This is a genomic window from Citrobacter sp. Cpo061, from assembly GCF_030332845.1.
Taxonomy (GTDB): Bacteria; Pseudomonadota; Gammaproteobacteria; order Enterobacterales; family Enterobacteriaceae; genus Citrobacter; species Citrobacter portucalensis.
On sequence record NZ_JAOWHB010000036.1, the window covers coordinates 21,835 to 43,017 of the forward strand.

General features: G+C 50.2%; 19 protein-coding genes. 11 read left to right on the plus strand and 8 right to left on the minus strand.

Annotated features, from left to right (window positions below; genetic code table 11):
• The first annotated feature begins 199 nt into the window (after nt 1-199).
• On the plus strand, nt 200-1,246 hold the full coding sequence (sohB, locus tag OGX97_RS06180; protein WP_032934465.1) for a protease SohB: 1,047 nt from the start codon (nt 200-202) through the stop codon (nt 1,244-1,246).
• Nucleotides 1,247-1,354: 108 nt separating this feature from the next.
• On the opposite strand, the gene OGX97_RS06185 is transcribed toward sohB, so the two are convergent.
• The gene (locus OGX97_RS06185) at nt 1,355-1,606 is read right to left on the minus strand and encodes a YciN family protein (protein ID WP_003020616.1); all 252 of its coding nucleotides are present in this window, start codon (nt 1,604-1,606) and stop codon (nt 1,355-1,357) included.
• 398 nt (nt 1,607-2,004) lie between these two features.
• Here OGX97_RS06185 and topA point away from each other — a divergent pair, with 398 nt between their 5' ends.
• The 5 genes from topA to acnA all read left to right on the plus strand — a co-directional run bounded on the left by topA (nt 2,005) and on the right by acnA (nt 9,404).
• Entirely contained in the window at nt 2,005-4,602 is a 2,598-nt protein-coding gene (gene topA, locus OGX97_RS06190) for a type I DNA topoisomerase (RefSeq protein WP_003833325.1), read from the plus strand.
• A gap of 207 nt (nt 4,603-4,809) precedes the next feature.
• The gene (cysB, locus tag OGX97_RS06195) at nt 4,810-5,784 is read left to right on the plus strand and encodes an HTH-type transcriptional regulator CysB (RefSeq protein WP_003020610.1); all 975 of its coding nucleotides are present in this window, start codon (nt 4,810-4,812) and stop codon (nt 5,782-5,784) included.
• Between the two features lie 322 nt (nt 5,785-6,106).
• The gene (locus tag OGX97_RS06200; protein WP_213732144.1) at nt 6,107-6,247 is read left to right on the plus strand and encodes a YmiA family putative membrane protein; all 141 of its coding nucleotides are present in this window, start codon (nt 6,107-6,109) and stop codon (nt 6,245-6,247) included.
• Between the two features lie 2 nt (nt 6,248-6,249).
• Entirely contained in the window at nt 6,250-6,420 is a 171-nt protein-coding gene (locus OGX97_RS06205) for a hypothetical protein (RefSeq protein ID WP_164091695.1), read from the plus strand.
• Nucleotides 6,421-6,728: 308 nt separating this feature from the next.
• Entirely contained in the window at nt 6,729-9,404 is a 2,676-nt protein-coding gene (gene acnA, locus OGX97_RS06210; protein WP_100272385.1) for an aconitate hydratase AcnA, read from the plus strand.
• Nucleotides 9,405-9,453: 49 nt separating this feature from the next.
• Here acnA and ribA read toward each other — a convergent pair whose 3' ends face one another.
• On the minus strand, nt 9,454-10,044 hold the full coding sequence (gene ribA / locus OGX97_RS06215) for a GTP cyclohydrolase II (RefSeq protein ID WP_003020601.1): 591 nt from the start codon (nt 10,042-10,044) through the stop codon (nt 9,454-9,456).
• Between the two features lie 201 nt (nt 10,045-10,245).
• On the opposite strand from ribA, the gene pgpB reads away from it, so the two are divergent.
• The 5 genes from pgpB to yciH all read left to right on the plus strand — a co-directional run bounded on the left by pgpB (nt 10,246) and on the right by yciH (nt 13,900).
• The gene (pgpB, locus tag OGX97_RS06220) at nt 10,246-11,010 is read left to right on the plus strand and encodes a phosphatidylglycerophosphatase B (RefSeq protein WP_235127476.1); all 765 of its coding nucleotides are present in this window, start codon (nt 10,246-10,248) and stop codon (nt 11,008-11,010) included.
• A 149-nt stretch (nt 11,011-11,159) separates the two neighbouring features.
• A complete protein-coding gene (locus OGX97_RS06225; protein ID WP_003020595.1) occupies nt 11,160-11,468 on the plus strand; it encodes a LapA family protein in 309 nt (102 codons plus the stop codon).
• Nucleotides 11,469-11,474: 6 nt separating this feature from the next.
• Nucleotides 11,475-12,644: a lipopolysaccharide assembly protein LapB gene (gene lapB, locus OGX97_RS06230; RefSeq protein WP_008784929.1), complete on the plus strand. Its 1,170-nt coding sequence runs from the start codon at nt 11,475-11,477 to the stop codon at nt 12,642-12,644.
• Nucleotides 12,645-12,835: 191 nt separating this feature from the next.
• On the plus strand, nt 12,836-13,573 hold the full coding sequence (gene pyrF / locus OGX97_RS06235; RefSeq protein WP_020996371.1) for an orotidine-5'-phosphate decarboxylase: 738 nt from the start codon (nt 12,836-12,838) through the stop codon (nt 13,571-13,573).
• Nucleotides 13,574-13,900: a stress response translation initiation inhibitor YciH gene (gene yciH, locus OGX97_RS06240; RefSeq protein ID WP_003833315.1), complete on the plus strand. Its 327-nt coding sequence runs from the start codon at nt 13,574-13,576 to the stop codon at nt 13,898-13,900.
• A gap of 91 nt (nt 13,901-13,991) precedes the next feature.
• Here yciH and osmB read toward each other — a convergent pair whose 3' ends face one another.
• From osmB to OGX97_RS06270, 6 genes are all read right to left on the minus strand, one after another.
• On the minus strand, nt 13,992-14,210 hold the full coding sequence (gene osmB, locus OGX97_RS06245) for an osmotically-inducible lipoprotein OsmB (protein ID WP_003020583.1): 219 nt from the start codon (nt 14,208-14,210) through the stop codon (nt 13,992-13,994).
• Nucleotides 14,211-14,478: 268 nt separating this feature from the next.
• A complete protein-coding gene (gene yciT / locus OGX97_RS06250; protein ID WP_003020580.1) occupies nt 14,479-15,231 on the minus strand; it encodes a DNA-binding transcriptional regulator YciT in 753 nt (250 codons plus the stop codon).
• A gap of 95 nt (nt 15,232-15,326) precedes the next feature.
• Complete coding sequence (locus OGX97_RS06255) at nt 15,327-15,509, minus strand: YciZ family protein (protein WP_003833313.1); 183 nt, start codon at nt 15,507-15,509, stop codon at nt 15,327-15,329.
• 183 nt (nt 15,510-15,692) lie between these two features.
• Nucleotides 15,693-17,684 carry a cyclic di-GMP phosphodiesterase gene (gene pdeR, locus OGX97_RS06260; protein WP_008784927.1) on the minus strand — a complete coding sequence of 664 codons (1,992 nt, stop codon included), beginning with the start codon at nt 17,682-17,684 and terminating at the stop codon, nt 15,693-15,695.
• A gap of 265 nt (nt 17,685-17,949) precedes the next feature.
• Nucleotides 17,950-19,884, minus strand: coding sequence for an exoribonuclease II (locus OGX97_RS06265; protein WP_057067367.1), 1,935 nt, complete (start codon nt 19,882-19,884; stop codon nt 17,950-17,952).
• 89 nt (nt 19,885-19,973) lie between these two features.
• Nucleotides 19,974-21,119, minus strand: coding sequence for a carboxymuconolactone decarboxylase family protein (locus tag OGX97_RS06270; RefSeq protein WP_235127481.1), 1,146 nt, complete (start codon nt 21,117-21,119; stop codon nt 19,974-19,976).
• Nucleotides 21,120-21,183 lie beyond the last annotated feature (64 nt).

Consider the following 21,183-nt stretch of genomic DNA (forward strand, 5'->3'; position numbering starts at 1 on the left):
GGCCATCTCGTTCGCAATAACTTTTGGGCTTTATGCCTTAAACCCTGTTCTTTTTCAATCAGCCAAAGGCAATAACACCGCAAAATGAACGCTTTGTCATGCTTTTTACTGATTCAGCACTGGATGTATGAAGCAAGACGAGGTGACACGCCTGTTGTACACTGAGCGGAAGTCGCGTTGTTTAACCAAGGTGGGTCTCGTGGAATTGTTGTCTGAATATGGGTTGTTTTTGGCAAAAATTGTCACTGTCGTGGTGGCTATTGCAGTGGTGGTGATGCTGATCGTAAACGCGACACAACGCAAACGTCAGCGTGGGGAATTGCGGGTTATTAACCTCAGCGATCAATATAAAGAGATGAAGGAAGACCTGTCGCTGGCCTTATTGGATGGGCATCAGCAAAAATTCTGGCATAAGGCGCAGAAAAAGAAACAGAAGCTGGAGGCGAAGGCCGCCAAGGCAAAAGCGAAACTGGGTGACAGTACGTCATCAGATAAACCCCGTGTATGGGTGCTTGATTTTAAAGGCAGTATGGATGCCCACGAGGTCAGCGCATTACGCGAAGAGGTGACGGCGGTGCTGGCGGTTGTTAAACCTCAGGATCAGGTGGTGGTTCGTCTGGAAAGCCCGGGCGGTGTGGTACATGGTTATGGCCTGGCTGCGTCCCAGTTACAACGCCTGCGCGATAAGCAGATCCCACTGACCGTCACGGTAGATAAAGTCGCTGCGAGCGGCGGATATATGATGGCCTGCGTGGCAGATAAAATTGTTTCGGCGCCGTTTGCTATCGTCGGCTCAATTGGCGTGGTGGCGCAGATCCCGAACTTTAACCGCTTCCTGAAAGGGAAAGATATTGATATCGAACTGCACACCGCCGGACAGTACAAGCGTACTCTGACGCTGCTTGGCGAGAACACGGAAGAAGGGCGGCAGAAATTCCGTGAAGATCTGAACGAAACGCATCATTTGTTTAAAGATTTTGTGCATCGTATGCGCCCGACTCTGGACATTGAGCAGGTTGCCACGGGTGAACACTGGTTTGGTCAACAGGCGCTGGCAAATGGGCTGGTGGATGAGATCAACACCAGCGATGAGGTGATCCTCGGGCTGATGGAAGGTCGTGAAGTGTTGAACGTTCGCTATCTGCAGCGTAAAAAGCTGATGGATCGTTTTACCGGTAGTGCGGCGGAGAGCGCCGATCGTTTGCTGATGCGCTGGTGGCAGCGGGGGCAGAAGCCACTGATGTAAAATTGTCATTGCCGGATAGCGATGCTCACATATCCTATCCGGCCTACAAATAGGCATCAATGTAGGCTGGATAAGGCGTTGCCGCCATCCGGCAAATTATTTCTCGAGTTAATCGATCAAGTGATACTTTTCAGAAAGTACGTGCGCCAGGTGTTTAAACATATTAAACACAGCCGTACTTTTGGGCGTTGGTAGCCCTTGCTCGTCTAAAAAGTAATCTCCGCTGAAAACCAGCACGCCGTTTCGCTGCGTAACGCCGGTGGCGACAATCCCCGCCAGCGTGTCCTCATGCTCACGAATGATTTTGTTGGCTTCAATCAGCAGTGTTTCGCGATCGATGGGTTGAGTGTCTTTATGCATGATTTACTCCTTAAACAAGGACATTAGTCTACGCTGAGCCCGCCTTATGGGCAAATATTCCCTGACATAAATGAAGGTTTTACGACAGTGTTACAACTGGCGAGATTTGTTTTTGCATGCTAATAAAGTTGCGTAACGCATTTTATCAGGTACAGTGTGACGCTTTCGTCAATCTGGCAACAGATTTGCTTGACATTCGACCAATACTTCGTCGTGCTAGAGCGTTTGTGAGAAAAAAAGCCTGTTAACTCAGTTACATGAGAGTTACATTACAAACGCGAAACAGTTTAAGGGGTTGATATCCGCCGACGCAGAGACCATATCGATGTCTCGTCGCCAGTGGAAGGTGAATCAACGTGCGACGCATTCTGGAAGAATCAAATTAGGTAAAGGTGAATATGGGTAAAGCTCTTGTCATCGTTGAGTCCCCGGCAAAAGCCAAAACGATCAACAAGTATCTGGGTAATGACTACGTGGTGAAATCCAGCGTCGGTCATATCCGTGATTTGCCGACCAGTGGCTCAGCAACTAAAAAGAGCGCCGACTCAACCTCCACCAAAACGGCTAAAAAGCCCAAAAAGGATGAACGTGGCGCTCTCGTCAACCGTATGGGTGTTGACCCGTGGCACAACTGGGATGCGCGCTATGAAGTGCTGCCTGGTAAAGAGAAAGTTGTTTCTGAACTGAAGCAACTGGCTGAAAAAGCCGACCACATCTATCTCGCAACCGACCTTGACCGCGAAGGGGAAGCCATTGCATGGCACCTGCGGGAAGTCATCGGTGGCGACGACACCCGCTACAGCCGCGTGGTGTTTAACGAAATTACCAAAAATGCTATTCGCCAGGCGTTTGAAAAACCGGGCGAGTTGAACATTGATCGTGTTAATGCGCAACAGGCGCGCCGCTTTATGGACCGTGTTGTGGGCTATATGGTGTCGCCACTGCTGTGGAAAAAAATTGCGCGTGGTCTGTCTGCCGGTCGCGTACAGTCTGTGGCTGTGCGTCTGGTGGTTGAGCGTGAACGCGAAATCAAAGCATTTGTTCCAGAAGAGTTCTGGGAAATTGATGCTAACACGACCACGCCGGGCGGCGACGCGTTGCCGCTTGAGGTGACGCATCAAAATGATAAACCGTTCCGTCCTGTAAATCGGGAACAAACGCTTGCCGCTGTTAGCCTGTTGGAAAAAGCGCGCTATAGCGTCCTGGAACGTGAAGATAAACCGACCAGCAGCAAGCCGAGCGCACCGTTCATTACCTCCACGCTACAGCAGGCTGCGAGCACGCGTCTGGGCTTTGGTGTGAAGAAAACCATGATGATGGCGCAGCGCTTGTATGAAGCGGGTTACATCACTTACATGCGTACTGACTCAACCAACCTGAGCCAGGATGCTGTCACCATGGTTCGCGATTACATCAGTGATAATTTTGGCAAAAAATATTTGCCGGAGAGCGCGAACCAGTACGCCAGCAAAGAGAACTCGCAGGAAGCACACGAAGCTATCCGTCCTTCCGATGTCGCCGTACTGGCGGAGTCGCTGAAAGATATGGAAGCCGATGCGCAAAAACTGTATCAGCTGATCTGGCGCCAGTTTGTAGCTTGTCAGATGACGCCAGCGAAATATGACTCTACCACCCTGACCGTGGGTGCGGGTGATTTCCGTCTGAAAGCGCGTGGTCGTATTCTGCGCTTCGATGGTTGGACCAAAGTGATGCCAGCGCTGCGTAAGGGCGATGAAGATCGCATCTTACCGGCGGTGGACAAAGGCGATACCTTGACGCTTATCGAGCTGACACCTGCGCAGCACTTCACCAAGCCGCCTGCACGCTTCAGTGAAGCTTCGCTGGTTAAAGAGCTTGAAAAGCGTGGCATTGGTCGTCCATCCACCTATGCGTCGATCATCTCTACGATTCAGGATCGCGGTTATGTTCGCGTTGAAAACCGTCGCTTCTACGCTGAAAAAATGGGTGAAATCGTCACCGATCGTCTGGAAGAAAACTTCCGCGAGCTGATGAACTACGATTTTACCGCGCAGATGGAAGACAGCCTCGACCAGGTGGCGAATCACGAAGCCGAATGGAAGGGCGTACTCGACAACTTCTTCACTGATTTTACTCAGCAGTTAGATAAAGCCGAGAAAGATCCTGAAGAAGGCGGTATGCGTCCGAACCAGATGGTGCTGACCAGCATTGATTGCCCGACCTGCGGACGCAAGATGGGTATTCGTACCGCCAGTACCGGCGTTTTCCTTGGTTGCTCCGGCTACGCACTTTCCCCGAAAGAGCGTTGCAAAACCACCATTAACCTGGTGCCGGAAAACGAAGTATTGAACGTGCTTGAAGGCGATGACGCTGAAACGAACGCATTGCGCGCCAAACGCCGCTGCCAGAAGTGCGGTACAGCAATGGACAGTTATCTCATCGATCCTAAGCGTAAATTGCATGTGTGTGGTAATAACCCAACCTGCGACGGCTACGAGATCGAAGAGGGTGAATTCCGTATCAAGGGTTATGACGGTCCTATCGTAGAGTGCGAAAAATGTGGTTCTGAAATGCACCTGAAAATGGGACGTTTCGGCAAGTACATGGCGTGTACTAACGACGAGTGTAAAAACACCCGTAAGATCCTGCGTAACGGTGAAGTTGCTCCGCCGAAAGAAGATCCGGTTCCGCTGCCGGAACTGCCGTGTGAAAAATCTGACGCGTATTTCGTGTTACGTGATGGTGCTGCAGGTATCTTCCTGGCGGCCAATACGTTCCCGAAATCACGTGAGACTCGTGCGCCGTTGGTGGAAGAGTTGTACCGCTTCCGCGATCGCCTGCCGGAAAAACTGCGTTATCTGGCAGATGCGCCGCAAACAGACCCGGATGGTAACAAGTCTATGGTTCGTTTCAGCCGTAAAACCAAGCAGCAATACGTTGCCGCTGAGAAAGACGGTAAGGCGACTGGCTGGTCCGCGTTCTTCGTTGACGGTAAATGGGTAGAAGGGAAGAAATAACAGCGTTACGGCTGAATTTCTCCTCAAAGGGTCGCGTAAGCGGCCCTTTTTGTTCTGGCATATTATTTTTTGTCATACCTATACAGCGTACATATAAATGATATAGTGGTTATAGTTAACAGACTTTTTATTATTAAATCGTATTAGCAGCGCCCACGAGCCTGCACTGAAACGATGATTTGATGGCGCGAATCGGGATGGCATAACATGAAATTACAGCAGCTTCGCTACATTGTTGAGGTGGTGAACCACAACCTTAATGTCTCCTCAACGGCGGAAGGGCTTTATACCTCTCAGCCCGGTATCAGTAAGCAAGTTCGTATGCTGGAAGATGAACTTGGCATCCAGATTTTCGCCCGTAGCGGTAAGCATCTGACCCAGGTTACGCCAGCGGGGCAGGAAGTTATCCGTATTGCGCGCGAAGTACTGTCTAAGGTAGATGCTATTAAGTCCGTTGCTGGCGAACATACCTGGCCGGATAAAGGCTCGCTATATATCGCCACCACGCACACCCAGGCACGTTACGCTTTGCCGAACGTGATTAAGGGGTTTATTGAGCGATATCCTCGTGTTTCATTGCATATGCATCAGGGATCGCCAACGCAAATTGCCGAAGCCGTCTCGAAAGGGAATGCGGATTTTGCCATCGCGACGGAAGCCCTGCATCTGTATGACGATCTGGTGATGTTACCTTGCTACCACTGGAACCGTTCGATTGTCGTCACGCCGGATCATCCGCTGGCGGGAAAATCTTCGGTTTCTATTGAGGAACTGGCACAGTATCCACTGGTGACCTACACCTTTGGATTTACCGGGCGTTCGGAGCTGGACACCGCGTTTAACCGTGCGGGTCTGGAGCCGCGTATTGTTTTTACCGCGACCGATGCCGATGTTATTAAAACCTATGTCCGTCTGGGTCTCGGCGTGGGTGTAATTGCCAGTATGGCGGTTGATCCTGTTTCCGATCCTGACCTGGTACGTGTGGATGCGCACGATATCTTCAGCCATAGCACCACCAAAATTGGTTTTCGTCGCAGCACCTTCTTACGCAGTTACATGTATGATTTCATTCAACGTTTCGCGCCGCATCTGACGCGTGATGTGGTGGACACGGCGGTGGCTCTACGTTCCAACGATGATATTGAAGCCATGTTTAAAGATATTAAATTGCCTGAGAAATAATAACGGTTGTTACCTTGTCGGTATCCGTAAGCCGTAAGCATAAAGTGATACCGACGGGAGAGTCTTAATTTATTCATTATTTCTCCTCCTATATATTAACCATAAATTATTTATGGAAAAAGTTCTCTAAAGTAGTTTCAAATTAGTCAGCTTGCCAAAAATCACTCTCAAATATTCATAATTGATCAAACAATTGATTTATTTATCAGATCGAGTCCGAAAATTAACTGGCTTTTTTTCGCCTTTTTTATTAGGATTCCTCCTATCTGATGATTAATTGTACCAATTGTTTGGTGCCTAAATGATAAGTGATTTCGATAGTATGAGGTTAGCGATGCCTTCAGGAAACCAGCCTGCACGCCGGGATCCCGCGATGAAACGTAAAGCCTGGTTCGCCGTGTTTCTTGGCTCTGCGATATTCTGGATTATTGTCGCACTCGTGGCCTGGAACGTGTGGGGGTAAGTATGTCCGCACCGGAGCAGCACTCTACCGTGACGCCAGCGTCTCATGACCATGAGCAAGAGAGCAAAACCGTCGCCGAGAAGGAGCCAAAGATACCCGAATCCTGGAATCTTTCTCCTGAACAACGGGCGTTTATTGATCTGTTAACCGATGATGATAAACAGAAACAATAATTCGTACGTATTTTATAATAATAACGATTACCTCGTGGCCTTAAATATCGCATTGTTTATCCCATGTATTCACCATCAGCCACCTAATCAACGTATTATCGATTGCGCTATTGCCTGCTGAATATTCATCCTATTCATCTACACGGCTAGACCTTACTCCCTACCATTGACCTCACTTCGCGCTTTTGTTTCGCGCGCTACTTTTATCAATTTGAGTTGTTATCAAAGCGTTACATTTTGTTTGTGTTATCTTTAATACTAACCCTGAGGAAATCAGGGGATCCAACCCTGTCATTTAAGGAGGAGCTATGTCGTCGACCCTACGAGAAGCCAGTAAGGACACATTGCAGGTTAAAGATAAAACCTACCGCTACTACAGTTTACCTCTGGCCGCTAAATCACTGGGTGATATCACCCGACTACCAAAATCGCTGAAAGTGTTACTGGAAAACCTGCTTCGTTGGCAGGATGGTAATTCCGTAACCGAAGATGATATTCATGCGCTCGCGCATTGGCTGAAGACTGCCCATGCCGATCGTGAAATTGCCTATCGACCCGCTCGTGTTCTGATGCAGGATTTTACCGGCGTGCCGGCGGTGGTCGATCTGGCCGCCATGCGCGAAGCGGTGAAACGTTTGGGCGGAGATACAGCAAAAGTGAATCCGCTTTCGCCAGTGGACCTTGTCATTGACCACTCGGTAACGGTGGACCGTTTTGGTGATGATGATGCTTTCGAAGAAAACGTACGCCTGGAAATGGAACGTAACCATGAGCGTTATGTGTTCCTGAAATGGGGACAGCAGGCATTTAGTCGCTTCAGCGTTGTGCCACCGGGAACGGGGATTTGCCACCAGGTTAACCTTGAATACCTCGGCAAAGCCGTCTGGAGCGAGTTACAGGACGGTGAGTGGGTGGCTTACCCTGACACGTTGGTCGGAACCGATTCCCATACGACAATGATTAATGGTCTCGGTGTGCTGGGATGGGGCGTTGGAGGCATTGAGGCCGAAGCAGCAATGCTGGGTCAACCGGTCTCTATGCTTATCCCGGATGTTGTGGGCTTCAAACTGGTGGGCAAACTGCGTGAAGGCATCACCGCTACTGACCTGGTTTTAACCGTCACCCAGATGCTGCGTAAGCACGGCGTGGTCGGTAAATTCGTTGAATTCTACGGTGATGGGCTGGACACCTTACCGCTGGCCGATCGGGCAACCATTGCGAACATGTCACCGGAATACGGCGCAACCTGCGGTTTCTTCCCGATCGATAGCATCACTCTTGAATATATGCGTCTGAGTGGGCGCAGTGAGGAGCAGGTTGAGCTGGTCAGCGCCTATGCCAAAGCGCAGGGAATGTGGCGTAATCCTGGGGATGAACCCGTATTTACCAGTTCACTGGAGCTGGATATGGGCAGTGTAGAAGCTAGCCTTGCCGGACCGAAGCGTCCGCAGGATCGGGTGGCACTGGCTGATGTCCCGAAAGCGTTTTCGGCGAGTAATGAACTCGAAGTGAATAGCTCGCTGAAAGATCGCCAGCCAGTGGACTATACAATGAACGGTCACCAGTACCAGCTGCCGGATGGTGCTGTGGTTATTGCAGCGATCACTTCCTGTACCAACACCTCTAACCCAAGCGTATTGATGGCGGCGGGGTTGCTGGCGAAAAAAGCAGTGACGCTTGGTCTGAAACGTCAGCCATGGGTGAAAGCCTCGCTGGCGCCAGGATCGAAAGTGGTGTCTGATTATCTGGCGCAGGCAGGGTTCACGCCGTACCTTGATGAGCTGGGATTTAACCTTGTAGGTTATGGCTGTACCACCTGTATCGGTAACTCGGGTCCGTTACCTGATCCTATCGAGACAGCTATCAAAAAAGGCGACCTCACCGTTGGTGCTGTGCTTTCCGGCAACCGAAACTTTGAGGGGCGTATCCATCCGCTCGTGAAGACCAACTGGTTGGCGTCTCCGCCGCTGGTGGTGGCCTATGCGCTGGCGGGGAATATGAATATCAATCTGACGAAAGATCCGTTAGGGCATGACAGAAAGGGCGATCCCGTATATCTGAAAGATATCTGGCCGACGGCTCAGGAAATTGCCCGTGCCGTGGAGCAGGTTTCTACCGCCATGTTCCATAAAGAGTATGCTGAAGTGTTTGAAGGCACGCCAGAATGGAAAGCAATCCAGGTAGATCGGGCTGATACCTATGGCTGGCAGTCTGACTCAACCTATATCCGCTTGTCGCCGTTCTTCGATGGTATGCAGGCGACGCCGGATCCGGTCCAGGACATTCATGGTGCGCGTATCCTTGCAATGCTTGGAGATTCCGTCACCACCGACCATATTTCTCCTGCAGGTAGTATTAAGCCGGACAGCCCGGCGGGGCGTTATCTGCAAAGCCACGGCGTAGAGCGTAAAGATTTTAACTCCTACGGTTCGCGGCGCGGGAATCATGAAGTGATGATGCGTGGTACCTTTGCCAATATTCGTATTCGCAATGAGATGGTACCCGGCGTGGAAGGTGGGATGACGCGTCATTTGCCGGGAACTGAGGTAGTGGCTATCTATGATGCGGCTATGCAATATCAACAGGAGAATATCCCTCTGGCGGTTATTGCCGGGAAAGAGTATGGCTCAGGCTCCAGCCGCGACTGGGCGGCGAAAGGCCCGCGCTTGCTGGGGGTTCGCGTGGTTATCGCAGAGTCCTTTGAGCGTATTCACCGTTCTAACCTGATTGGTATGGGGATTTTACCGCTGGAATTCCCACAGGGCGTCACGCGTAAAACGCTGGGACTAACCGGTGAGGAAGCGATCGATATTACGGATCTGCAAAACATCAAACCGGGTGCAACAGTGCCGGTGAGTATGGTTCGCTCGGATGGACGTAAAGAGGTGGTTTTATGCCGCTGCCGTATCGATACCGCGACGGAGCTAACGTACTACCAAAATGATGGCATACTGCACTACGTGATTCGTAATATGTTGAGCTAGAATGTAAAAAGCCTGCAAGAGCAGGCTTTTTTATCGGCGGTAACAATTATTACTTGCCCAGCAAATGTCCCATCTTGGCGGCTTTGGTGTCCAGGTAATGTTCATTGTTCGGGTTACGACCCACAATCAGCGGCACGCGTTCAACAATGTTGATTCCCGCTTCGGTCAGAATTTCCACTTTTTTCGGGTTATTGGTCAGCAAACGAACTTCGTCCACACCAAGCAGCTTGAACATATCTGCACACAGCGTGAAATCACGCTCATCTGCCGCAAAGCCCAACTGATGGTTAGCTTCAACGGTATCATAACCCTGGTCCTGCAACGCGTAGGCGCGGATTTTATTGAGCAGGCCGATATTGCGTCCTTCCTGACGATGATAAAGCAGGATACCGCGCCCTTCTTCAGCAATATGGGTGAGAGCCGCTTCGAGCTGGAAACCGCAATCGCAACGCAGGCTAAACAATGCATCGCCAGTCAGACATTCGGAGTGGACACGGGCCAGGACAGGCGTTTGGCCTGTGATATCGCCAAAAACCAGTGCGACGTGATCGTGTCCGGTTGCCAGTTCTTCAAATCCCACCATCAGGAAATCACCCCAGGGGGTTGGCAGTTTGGCTTCTGCCACACGTTTAAGCTGCATGTAATTCTCCAGATTATGCTGGCACTGTCGTGCCGTCGCCTGTTGGCTTCTGTTCTATATTGCACTATTTTGCCATAAGGCAACGATGTTCACCTAATCGCGACAACGGATTCGCTTTTGGAATGGCACAAAATTGTCAATTTCCCCGGCATGCGCTTTTTTCAGTTATGATTGTGAGACTTATCGACGAAAGGAGAGGCAATGCTGTCAATTGCAAAGCGCACCGCGGTCGGGGCCGGGCTGCTACTTATTATGCCGATTGCCGTATGGGTATCGGGCTGGGGCTGGCAGCCGGGACATAACGTTTGGTGGCTAAAATCTCTGTACTGGATAACGGAAACGGTGACGCAGCCGTGGGGCATTATCACTCACGTTGTTCTCTGTGCATGGTTTCTGTGGTGTCTGCGTTTTCGTCTGAAAGCTGCGGTAATGCTGTTTGCGATCCTGGCTGCGGCAATTTTAGTCGGTCAGGGCGTGAAGTCCTGGGTTAAAGACAGGGTGCAGGAACCTCGGCCCTTTGTCGTGTGGCTGGAAAAAACGCACCATATTCCGGTTGATGAGTTCTACACTTTAAAACGTAAAGATCGTGGTCACTTAGTTAAAGAGCAATTGGCCGAACAACAGGATATTCCGACGTTTCTACGTAAGCACTGGCAAAAAGAAACAGGGTTTGCCTTTCCGTCAGGGCATACGATGTTTGCCGCCAGTTGGGCTTTACTTGCAGTAGGACTGTTATGGCCACGCCGACGTACGCTGACGATTGTGTTTTTACTTCTCTGGGCTACGGGTGTTATGGGGAGTCGCTTGCTATTAGGCATGCACTGGCCCCGTGATTTGGTCGTTGCAACGCTGATTTCATGGTTGCTGGTAACACTGGCGACGTGGCTTGCGCAGCGGGTATGCGGACCATTAACGCCGCCTGTGCAGGAGGAAAAAGAAATCGCTCAGCGTGAACAAGAAAGTTAGCCATGATTGATTTTTCGAATTTTGCCCTTAAATCAGAAAGGGGAAAGCGCTTTTCCGTTTCGCACTCGTTGTGAAAATGGTAATTTAAAGGGCTCAACGCGGTAAGTTGTACACGATTTATTCGCTCAAACCACATAACGGGAAGTAATGTGAAATATTTACTCATTTTCTTACTGGTGTTGGCGATTTTTGTTATTTCGGTGACATTAGGTGCGCAAAACGATCAACAGGTTACGTTTAATTACCTGCTGGCTCAGGGTGAGTATCGTATCTCTACGCTGCTTGCTGTATTGTTTGCCGCAGGTTTTGCGATTGGTTGGTTAATTTGCGGCCTTTTCTGGCTGAAGGTTCGTGTGTCTCTTGCGCGTGCCGAACGTAAAATCAAACGACTGGAAAACCAGCTTACGCCTGCGACCGACGTTGCGGTTTCTGCCGATTCGTCGGTTGTGAAGGAATAATTATTTATGTTGGAGTTGTTGTTTCTGCTTTTGCCTGTAGCCGCTGCCTATGGGTGGTATATGGGTCGCAGAAGTGCGCAACAAACCAAGCAGGATGAAGCTAACCGTCTTTCCCGTGACTATGTCGCCGGGGTTAACTTCCTCCTGAGCAACCAACAAGACAAAGCGGTGGATCTGTTCCTCGATATGCTAAAAGAGGATACGGGCACCGTTGAGGCTCATCTCACCCTCGGAAACCTGTTTCGCTCGCGCGGTGAAGTCGACCGCGCAATCCGCATCCATCAAACGTTAATGGAAAGTGCTTCGCTAACCTATGAGCAGCGTTTGTTGGCCGTACAACAGCTGGGGCGCGACTACATGGCCGCAGGTCTGTACGACCGCGCGGAAGACATGTTTAATCAGCTTACCGATGAAACAGATTTTCGCGTCGGTGCATTACAGCAACTGCTGCAAATTTATCAGGCGACCAGCGAATGGCAGAAAGCGATTGATGTTGCAGAACGCCTGGTGAAGCTCGGTAAAGATAAACAACGTATCGAGATAGCTCACTTCTACTGCGAACTGGCCTTACAGCAGATGGGCAGCGACGATATGGATCGCGCCATGACGCTGTTGAAAAAAGGGGCTGCGGCAGACAAAAACAGTGCACGTGTTTCCATCATGATGGGCCGTGTGTATATGGTGAAAGGCGATTACGCGAAGGCCGTTGAAAGTCTGCAACGCGTGATTTCTCAGGATAAAGAACTGGTCAGCGAAACGCTGGAAATGCTGCAAAGCTGCTACCAGCATCTGGGAAAAAACGATGAGTGGGCCGAGTTTTTACGTCGGGCCGTTGAGGAGAATACTGGCGCCGCCGCAGAGCTGATGCTGGCCGATATTCTTGAAGCGCGTGAGGGGACTGATACCGCTCAGGTTTATATTACCCGCCAGCTACAACGCCATCCTACGATGCGCGTGTTCCACAAGTTGATGGATTACCATCTTAACGAAGCAGAAGAAGGGCGCGCGAAAGAGAGCCTGATGGTTCTGCGCGATATGGTCGGGGAGCAGGTGCGCAGCAAGCCTCGGTATCGTTGCCAGAAGTGCGGATTTACCGCATATACACTGTACTGGCACTGCCCATCCTGTCGCTCATGGTCAACCATTAAGCCTATTCGCGGACTTGATGGGCTGTAATTTTTAAAAAAAACTTCACTTTAGTTACAACATACTAATGATGTGTAACCAATCCATCCTCAACCTCCGTTGCCAAATTCGCTTGGCAGAAATGTAATCGCGCCTGTTAATTTTCTATTGCCGCAGGTAGAATGCACGCCGTTTACCCATTTTGCGCCGCCGATGGCGCCCATCCTCAGGAAGGTCTGGTCATGACGTTTACTGCTTCATCTTCTTCTCGTGCTGTTACTGATTCTCCTGTCGTTGTCGCTCTCGATTATTCCAATCGTGATAAAGCATTAGCTTTTGTCGACAGAATTGATCCTCGTGATTGCCGTTTGAAAGTGGGCAAAGAGATGTTCACGCTTTTTGGACCTCAGTTGGTTCGCGATTTACAACAGCGTGGCTTTGACGTTTTTCTTGATTTGAAATTTCATGATATTCCCAACACTACCGCACATGCCGTTGCGGCAGCTGCCGAGCTTGGCGTGTGGATGGTTAACGTTCATGCTTCAGGTGGGGCGCGTATGATGACCGCCGCACGTGAAGCCCTGGCCCCTTTTGGCAAGGATGCGCCGCTGCTGATTGCAGTAACAGTTCTGACCAGTATGGAAGCCAGCGATCTTGCCGACCTAGGCGTGACGTTGTCACCTGCGGAGCATGCGGAAAGGCTGGCGCGCTTAACCCAACATTGTGGTTTGGATGGCGTCGTATGCTCCGCGCAGGAAGCAGTGCGATTCAAGCAGGCATTTGGCCAGGCATTTAAACTGGTTACGCCGGGTATTCGCCCTGAAGGTAGCGAGGCAGGCGACCAGCGTCGCATTATGACGCCGGAACAGGCACAGTCAGCTGGCGTGGATTATATGGTTATTGGTCGTCCGGTCACACAGTCGGCAGATCCGGCTCAGACGCTGAAGATGATCAATGCCTCCCTGAAACGAGGTGCGTAAATGAACGACTCAAATTCTCGTCTGGTCTACTCAACTGACACCGGGCGTATTGATGAACCGAAAGCCGTCCCAGAGCGTCCCAAAGGCGACGGCATTGTCCGTATCCAGCGACAGACCAGTGGCCGCAAAGGTAAGGGCGTGTGCCTGATTACTGGAATAGATCAGGACGATGCTGAACTGACCAAATTAGCTGCGGAACTGAAGAAAAAATGTGGTTGCGGCGGGGCAGTGAAGGATGGCGTGATTGAGATACAGGGTGATAAACGCGACCTGATTAAATCGCTGCTGGAAGCCAAAGGAATGAAAGTTAAATTGGCTGGCGGTTAATAAAAAAAGCCACGGAATTTTTCCGTGGCTTTTTAATAATACAGACCTGAAAAAGTAAACGTATTATTATATCGAGCCGTTTAACCGTAAATTATTTACCCACCTGGTGGCCAATAATACCACCTACTGCAGCACCACCCAGCGTGCCCAGCGTGCTGCCGTCAGTCAGGACTGCACCACCGATTGCACCAGCACCAGCACCAATTGCGGTGTTACGGTCACGTTTGGACCAGTTAGAGCAGGCACTCAGCGACATTGCTAGAGTAATCGCCAAAATGGCAGCGGTCATTTTTTTGCTCGTTACTAACATAATACTTTCTCCTGAATTATTGATTCACGGAATCCAGTGTTCTTTAAGAATAGCGCTAAATTTAGGCTAACGAAGATATTTCCGTGAAACCGTTTAGCGAAGGCATGACAAACACTATCCTGAGATTGGAGGTTCGTTCCTGTTATATCGCTAACATTAATTTTACGACTTAATCCTGTTAACGACAGGTAAAAAGTCTTAATTGGACTGTCAGATAACTCTCAGAGAGGGGATGATTTGCCGACTGACAAATCATCTGCTGAAGATTTTATGCGTGCGCATCAATGATATTGACGGTTAATCCTGAATGCTCGAGCTGCATTTGTACGCTGGCGCTGAGTCTGGAATCCGTGACTACGCGGCTGAATCGCTCTAATGGACCCAGCGTGTAAGGGTGAATGGCTTCGAATTTTGAGCTGTCAGTAAGCACAATAACTTCTGCACCTTTCTCCAGCACCGCGTTAACTACATCAGAACGCATCATGTCGCGTCCGGTGAAGCCGGTGTCAGCCTGCCAGCCATCAATGCCGATAAAGGCCTTGCTGAAATGTACCTGCTGGATAAACTGGCGAGTTAAGGGTCCCACCATGCTTTCGCTTTTTTTCTGATAGATGCCGCCAAGGAGAATCACTTCGCAGGGGGTTTCTTTCAGCAGATGGGCTATATAACTGCTGACGGTAATGATGGTGACATCTTTTTGCTCCGCCAGCGTTCTGGCCAAGAGCGCATTGCTACTGCCGTTTTCAATGAATACGGACTCGCCAGGGCTTACCAAAGATGCGGCAAATTCGGCCAGTTCACGCTTCAGCGTAAAATTAGTCATCATGCGCGTTTCCACATCATCACTGTTCAATGAAACGGCAAAACCGTGCGCACGGCGTAAATAACTCTGTTTTTCCAGTGTGTTCAGATCCTGTCGAATCGTCACTTCTGAGACACCGGTGATTTTTGCCAGTTCGGCGACGCTCATCTGACCTTTATCAGTCACCATCTGCAAAATAGATTGTTGTCGGGAATTCATAATATTAATTTTATTGCGATATCGTATCGGAAATTAAACGGAAACTGCTTCATACGCAGTTTGCTTATAGCAGCGACATTAAAGGGTTAATGTCATCAGATCTCCCAGGGAGCCTTGTGCTTTTTGGGCAAAGACTCGGCATCTTCTTTGGCCGTGTCTAGCAGCTCAGCCTTCAGAATTTCGAGATTGTGGATGGCTGAGTGGTAATCACCTGCAACGAGGATATCCAGCACGGTATCAATGCGTTCGGCCAGACGCTGAGCGTCGATATCAGACATGGTTATCATCCTAATAGCAATAGAGTTTGAATTTCATGATGCAGAATTTCATGGCAAAAGAGAAGGGAAAAATAGTATTAACTATCAATGATAGAAGAATATTATATATTCTGTGATTACATGCAGATAGGATCGTTACGTAATGTCCATTTATGGCTATTAATGACGTTTGATCCCACAGCATTAGCGCGTTTTTTTATTCAGATGTCGTCGATACCAACGTTCAAATGCAGCCGCTGGCATTGGTTTGGCAAACAAAAAACCCTGACGCTCGTTGACACCATTTTTGGTTAAAAACGCATCCTCTTTCGCGCTTTCAACACCTTCGGCGATGACCTGCAGATTGAGTGCCTGTGCGACCGCAACAATGGCACGTACCAGCGACTGCGAAATAGGTTGTTTGTGTACATCCCTGACAAAGGTCTGATCCAGTTTAATTGCATCAAGCGGGAAGCGGGCCAGTTGAGACAGTGACGAATATCCAGTACCAAAATCATCCAAATGGATTTGCGCCCCCAACTGGCTAAACTGCTGAATGACGGACAGTGCCAACTGTTCATTTTCAATCAAACTGCTTTCCGTTAACTCGACATCGATGGGGCAATATTCAAAGTCGAGTTCATGAAGCACCTGTTTGAGATCGGTAAATAGCGTCTGATCGGCGAGCTGGCGGGCGGAAACGTTTACCGCCACGCGCAGATTGATTCCCTTGGCGCGCCATTTTGCGACCTGACGCACAACGTCCAGAATAACCCAGCGACCCAGCGGAACGATAAGCCCTGATTCTTCGGCGTAGGAGATAAATTCCAGTGGTGGAATGAGGCCGCGTTCCGGAGACTGCCAGCGTACCAGCGCCTCCAGGCTGCGCACTTCGCCTCGCCAGGTTATCTTTGGCTGATAATGGATAACCAGTTGATCGTTTTCCAGCGCCTTGCGCAGGTTAGTATCCAGCCACAGGTATTCAAATACCCGCTGATTCATTTCCGGAGAGAAAACACAAAACTGTCCGCGGCCGCCTTCTTTCGCGGTGTACATGGCCGTATCGGCGTTACGAATGACGCTCTCGCAGTCCTGACCATGCTGTGGAGCAAGGGAAATACCAATAGAGCAGCCTGTATAGACTTCAATCAGGCCAATGCGAAAGGGCTGACGCAGGCGTGTCAGAATGCGCGATGCGGTAGCTTCCAGAGTGCTCTGGGACGTTTCGGTGGCAAGGACGATAAATTCATCACCGCCAAACCGAGCCAATAGCTGGTTGTCGTCAAGACAACTGAGGATTGCAAGCGACACACTCTGTAATAGCTGATCGCCAAACATATGCCCGTAGGCATCGTTCACCTTTTTGAAGTTATCCAGATCGAGATATACAATCCCAACCTGAGTATCACCTGCGTTCTCAATCGCGTCGCTTATCAGCTCATGAATGGCGTTACGGTTCGGTAATCCGGTGATGGAGTCGGTATTAGCCAACATACGCAGGCGTTCCTGCGCGCGGCGTTCTTCAGTGATATCGGTGCCGGAACAGATCAGAAATATTTCGTTCTTGCCGCTACCGTTATGTACAAACTTATTGCGAAAAAGAAACAGGCGCTGACCTTTGCAGGTCTTCACCCAACGTTCGACTTCATATGAGTTGCCTTCGCGAAAAAAGACCTCGATGTTGCGTCTGGAGGCTGCGGCTTCACGTCGACTCATAAACAGTGTGAATACGCTTTGGCCAATGACTTCACGTTCTCTGAGTCCGGTGTACTCTTCGCACAGACGGTTAAAACGCTGAATGTTGCCCATGCGGTCAAGAATGACAATAACGGAATTGGCTTCTGAAACCACCTGCTCGGCAAAAGAGAGACCTTGAGCCAGATCGCGTGCGACGGAAGGGGTGTCATCCCAGGCTGATGCGCTGCCGGCCCATTCGCGCTTATTGATTTTCCGCCCGACCAAATGTACCGGAATATCGTCATCTTCAATAGGTAACGTCATCAACAGGCTTGACGTAATTACCGTCATCTCGCGAATGCGGTCGGCCTGCTCGGGTGATAATTCGATGGTCTGCTCAGCGTCTGCTGTTTCGTCAATAGAGAAATGCAGGATGTTGCAATCCTCTGACAAACGCCAGTAGGGGTTATGAGTGCCCACATAGCTATACAACGTAACCAGCTCCCGGACGTCTTTCATGATGTGTACTATCCCGTTTAAAGCGCATAAAGCCTCAAAAGTAAGGGTAGCCATGATTCATTCAGGGTGATTATGGCTGAACGTATTGTTTTATTTATATATTTATATGTAATCCAGAATCCATAAAAAGCAAAGCCAGCGGAACTGAAAAATAGTAAAAAAAAATTTTGACTGGATAAGAGAAGTGTAGTGTGTGGTTGAAATTTGGCCGCTAAAAAAAGAAAACGACCTTTCAAAAAAGAGAAAGGTCGTTGGATTTGTCAGTTTACGCTGCTGGACGCGCGATAACGCTACGGGTTTCCATGCGAACTTCGGCGATAGTTACGTCAATCACATCAGTGACTTTGTAAACCACTTCACCTTTGATTTGTACGGTACCACTTTCCTGGCTGCAGACCAGTTCATCACGCACGGCGTGCAGGAAGGGTGCAGGAATAAAGGCAACAGCGCCATTATCAACCAAACGTACGCGCATGCCGCCGCGGCTGACGTCGATGATCTCGGCCGCAAAGCGGGTGTCAGTTCCGGCTTTATCACTCAGGAAACGGGCGTATAGCCAGTCACCCACATCACGCTCAGCCATCCGGTTCAGGCGACGACGTTCTGCCATTTGCACGGTGGTATCATCCTGAGGTCGAGCGACGGTTTCGCCTTTGATGACAGCCTTAAGCAGACGGTGGTTGATCATATCGCCGTACTTACGGATTGGGGAAGTCCAGGTGGCATATGCCTCCAGACCCAGCCCAAAGTGTGGACCTGGCTCAATACTAATTTCAGCGTAAGACTGGAAGCGGCGAATTCGGCTGTCGAGGAAGCCGGATGGCTGTGCATCCAGTTCGCGGCGCAGTTTGCAGAAACCTTCCAGTGTCAGTACTTCTTCGGCATCGACGTGCATACCGTGGGTTTTCAGCAGCGCGGCCAGAGCGTCGGCGTTGGCCGGGTCGAATCCCATATGGACGTTATAAATACCGAAGCCCAGCTTGTCGCGAAGCACACGGGCGGCGCAAATATTTGCCGCAATCATGGATTCTTCCACGATACGGTTTGCGATGCGGCGTGGCTCAGCGACGATGTCCAGTACTTCACCTTTTTCACCGAGAACGAAACGGTAATCCGGGCGATCTTTAAAGACCAGCGCGTGGTTATGACGCCACTCTCCTCGGCTCAGGCAAATACGATGCAGCAGACGGATTTGTTCCGCAATCGCGTCGTTTTCTGGTTGCCACTCGCCAGTACCTTCCAGCCAGTCGGAAACATTATCATAGGCCAGCTTCGCTTTGGACTCGATGGTTGCGGCGAAGAAGGTGATGTTGTCTTCAATCGTGCCATCGGCGGTAATGCTCATACGACAAGCTAAAACCGGGCGCACTTCGTTCGCGCGCAGAGAGCAGAGATCGTCAGACAATTCACGTGGTAACATCGGGATATTGAACCCCGGTAAATAATTGGTGAACGCGCGAATTTTAGCCGTTTTATCCAGCTTGCTGCCTTCTGCAATCCAGGCTGTTGGGTCGGCAATGGCGACGGTTAATTGTAGCGTGCCGTCAGCTTGTTCTTCAGCATACAGCGCATCGTCCATATCTTCGGTGCTGGCGCTGTCGATGGTGACGAAATTGAGGGCGGTTAAATCTTCACGAACCAGGCCTTCGTCCAGCATTTCGGTTGCTACACCGTCTGGTGCTTCTTTTTCCAGATTATGGCGTGCCAGTGTGACCCACCACGGGACAAAGTGGTCATCAGCAAAAGTGATAAATTGGGTTAACTCGGCGTAGAAGGTGCGATCGCCTTTCAGCGGATGGCGGCGCATTTCTGCAACAGCCCAGTCGCCTTCTTTAAATTCATGTTCAACGCCGCGGGCTGCACGACAAGGAATAGCATCTTTCAGTAACGGATGATCCGGCACAATGGACAGACGGTCATTTTTGCCCTGAACTTTACCCACGAAGCGCGTCAGGAAGGGTTCGATCAGTTCTTCCGGCTCAGCAGACTCACGGTCTTTTTCTGTATGGATAACCGCAACAATACGGTCGCCATGCATCACTTTTTTCATCTGCGGCGGTGGAATGAAATAGCTTTTTTGTGCATCGACTTCCAGGAAGCCAAAGCCTTTTTCCGTGGCTTTTACCACCCCTTCAGCACGTGGCGTCTGGGAATGTAGTTGCTGTTTAAGCTGCGCTAGCAGCGGGTTGTCCTGAAGCATAATTGTCTATTTTCGTGGCTAAAAGAGCGGCTGACAGTTTTACGCGATTCTGCCAGTGGCAGCAAGCGCTCTTTCAGTAAGTGGATCGGTTAATCAGTGTCGCCCAGCGCGATTTTCAAGCGATTCAACCATCCGCACAATCCACTCCAGGCTAGCAGGTTAATGGCCTGCTCTGAAGAGATTCCCTGATCGAACAAAGGCGTTAACAGTGCGGTGCTAAAGCGGTCGGGCGCCCGGGTCAGCCATTGTACCGCCTGTAGGGTGACGCGCTCAACCGGATGTCGTTGTTCCCACCGTTGTAATTCACGTTCATCCTGACGAAGAACGGTAATGGCCTCGGTTAATTCATGAGCTGAATACGCATGTTCATTAAAACAGGCCACGCTGCCATTAATCCGCGAAGTCATCAGTGCCGCCAATGAAAATGCCTGTATCGGTATCCCGCTACGTTGCGTGCTGGAAATGAGCGACCCGAGTAAATCCAAAATGACGGGGGAATGTATCAGTAATGGCAGTAACGCTTGCAGTTCCTCGGGATAACGTCTTTCTATCGACTCATCATGATTAAGATGTTTTTCTATTGGGAATGGCGCAGCGTGCCAGGTAGCGTTTGCTGCACTAAATGGCGAAGCGTGAGCGAATTGTTGTATATCGAGACCCGGAATTCGGCGCACCGGATGTCCACACCAGGCCTGAAACAGGGCCACGATACGGGCCTGAAAACCGACGTAACCAATAATTTGATTCATCAGAATACTATCGTTGGTGGTTAGCCCGACAGCATCCAGATGCTGGCGATCGCGCGCGCCTATCACGGCAGGAGAGCTGGCAAGTTGACGAGCATATTGGGTGATTTGCGCCAGTCGATGGTTACTTTCCCGCGAGGAGTCCGGCCCAGGAAGCGGTGTTAGACGCGCGGCATAGTGATTACATAATCGCTGGACGCCATATACCTGAGCGACGGTTAACGCCGTACTCATCCGTTCATAGGCACTGAATGTGTGCATCTGACTCAGATTTACGTGGGTCGGGAAGAGGATCTGTGCAAGTTTACGGGCAGGGATTAACCAAGATTGAAAAGGTAAAAGGGCGTCATCAGATATCGCCAGATCCAGTAAAAAGCAGTCGTCGACATGAGCGGCTTCCGGCACCAGCGGCAGAACATCTTGTGGATACATGCTGGATTGCGTCTCATGATACCAGTGGCTTTTGCCTTCAATTCGGCGTTGTTCCATGGGCGGTCCTTGGTCTAAAAAGTGGCGACCCGGACACGTCGTCATACCACTACGCCGGATCGTT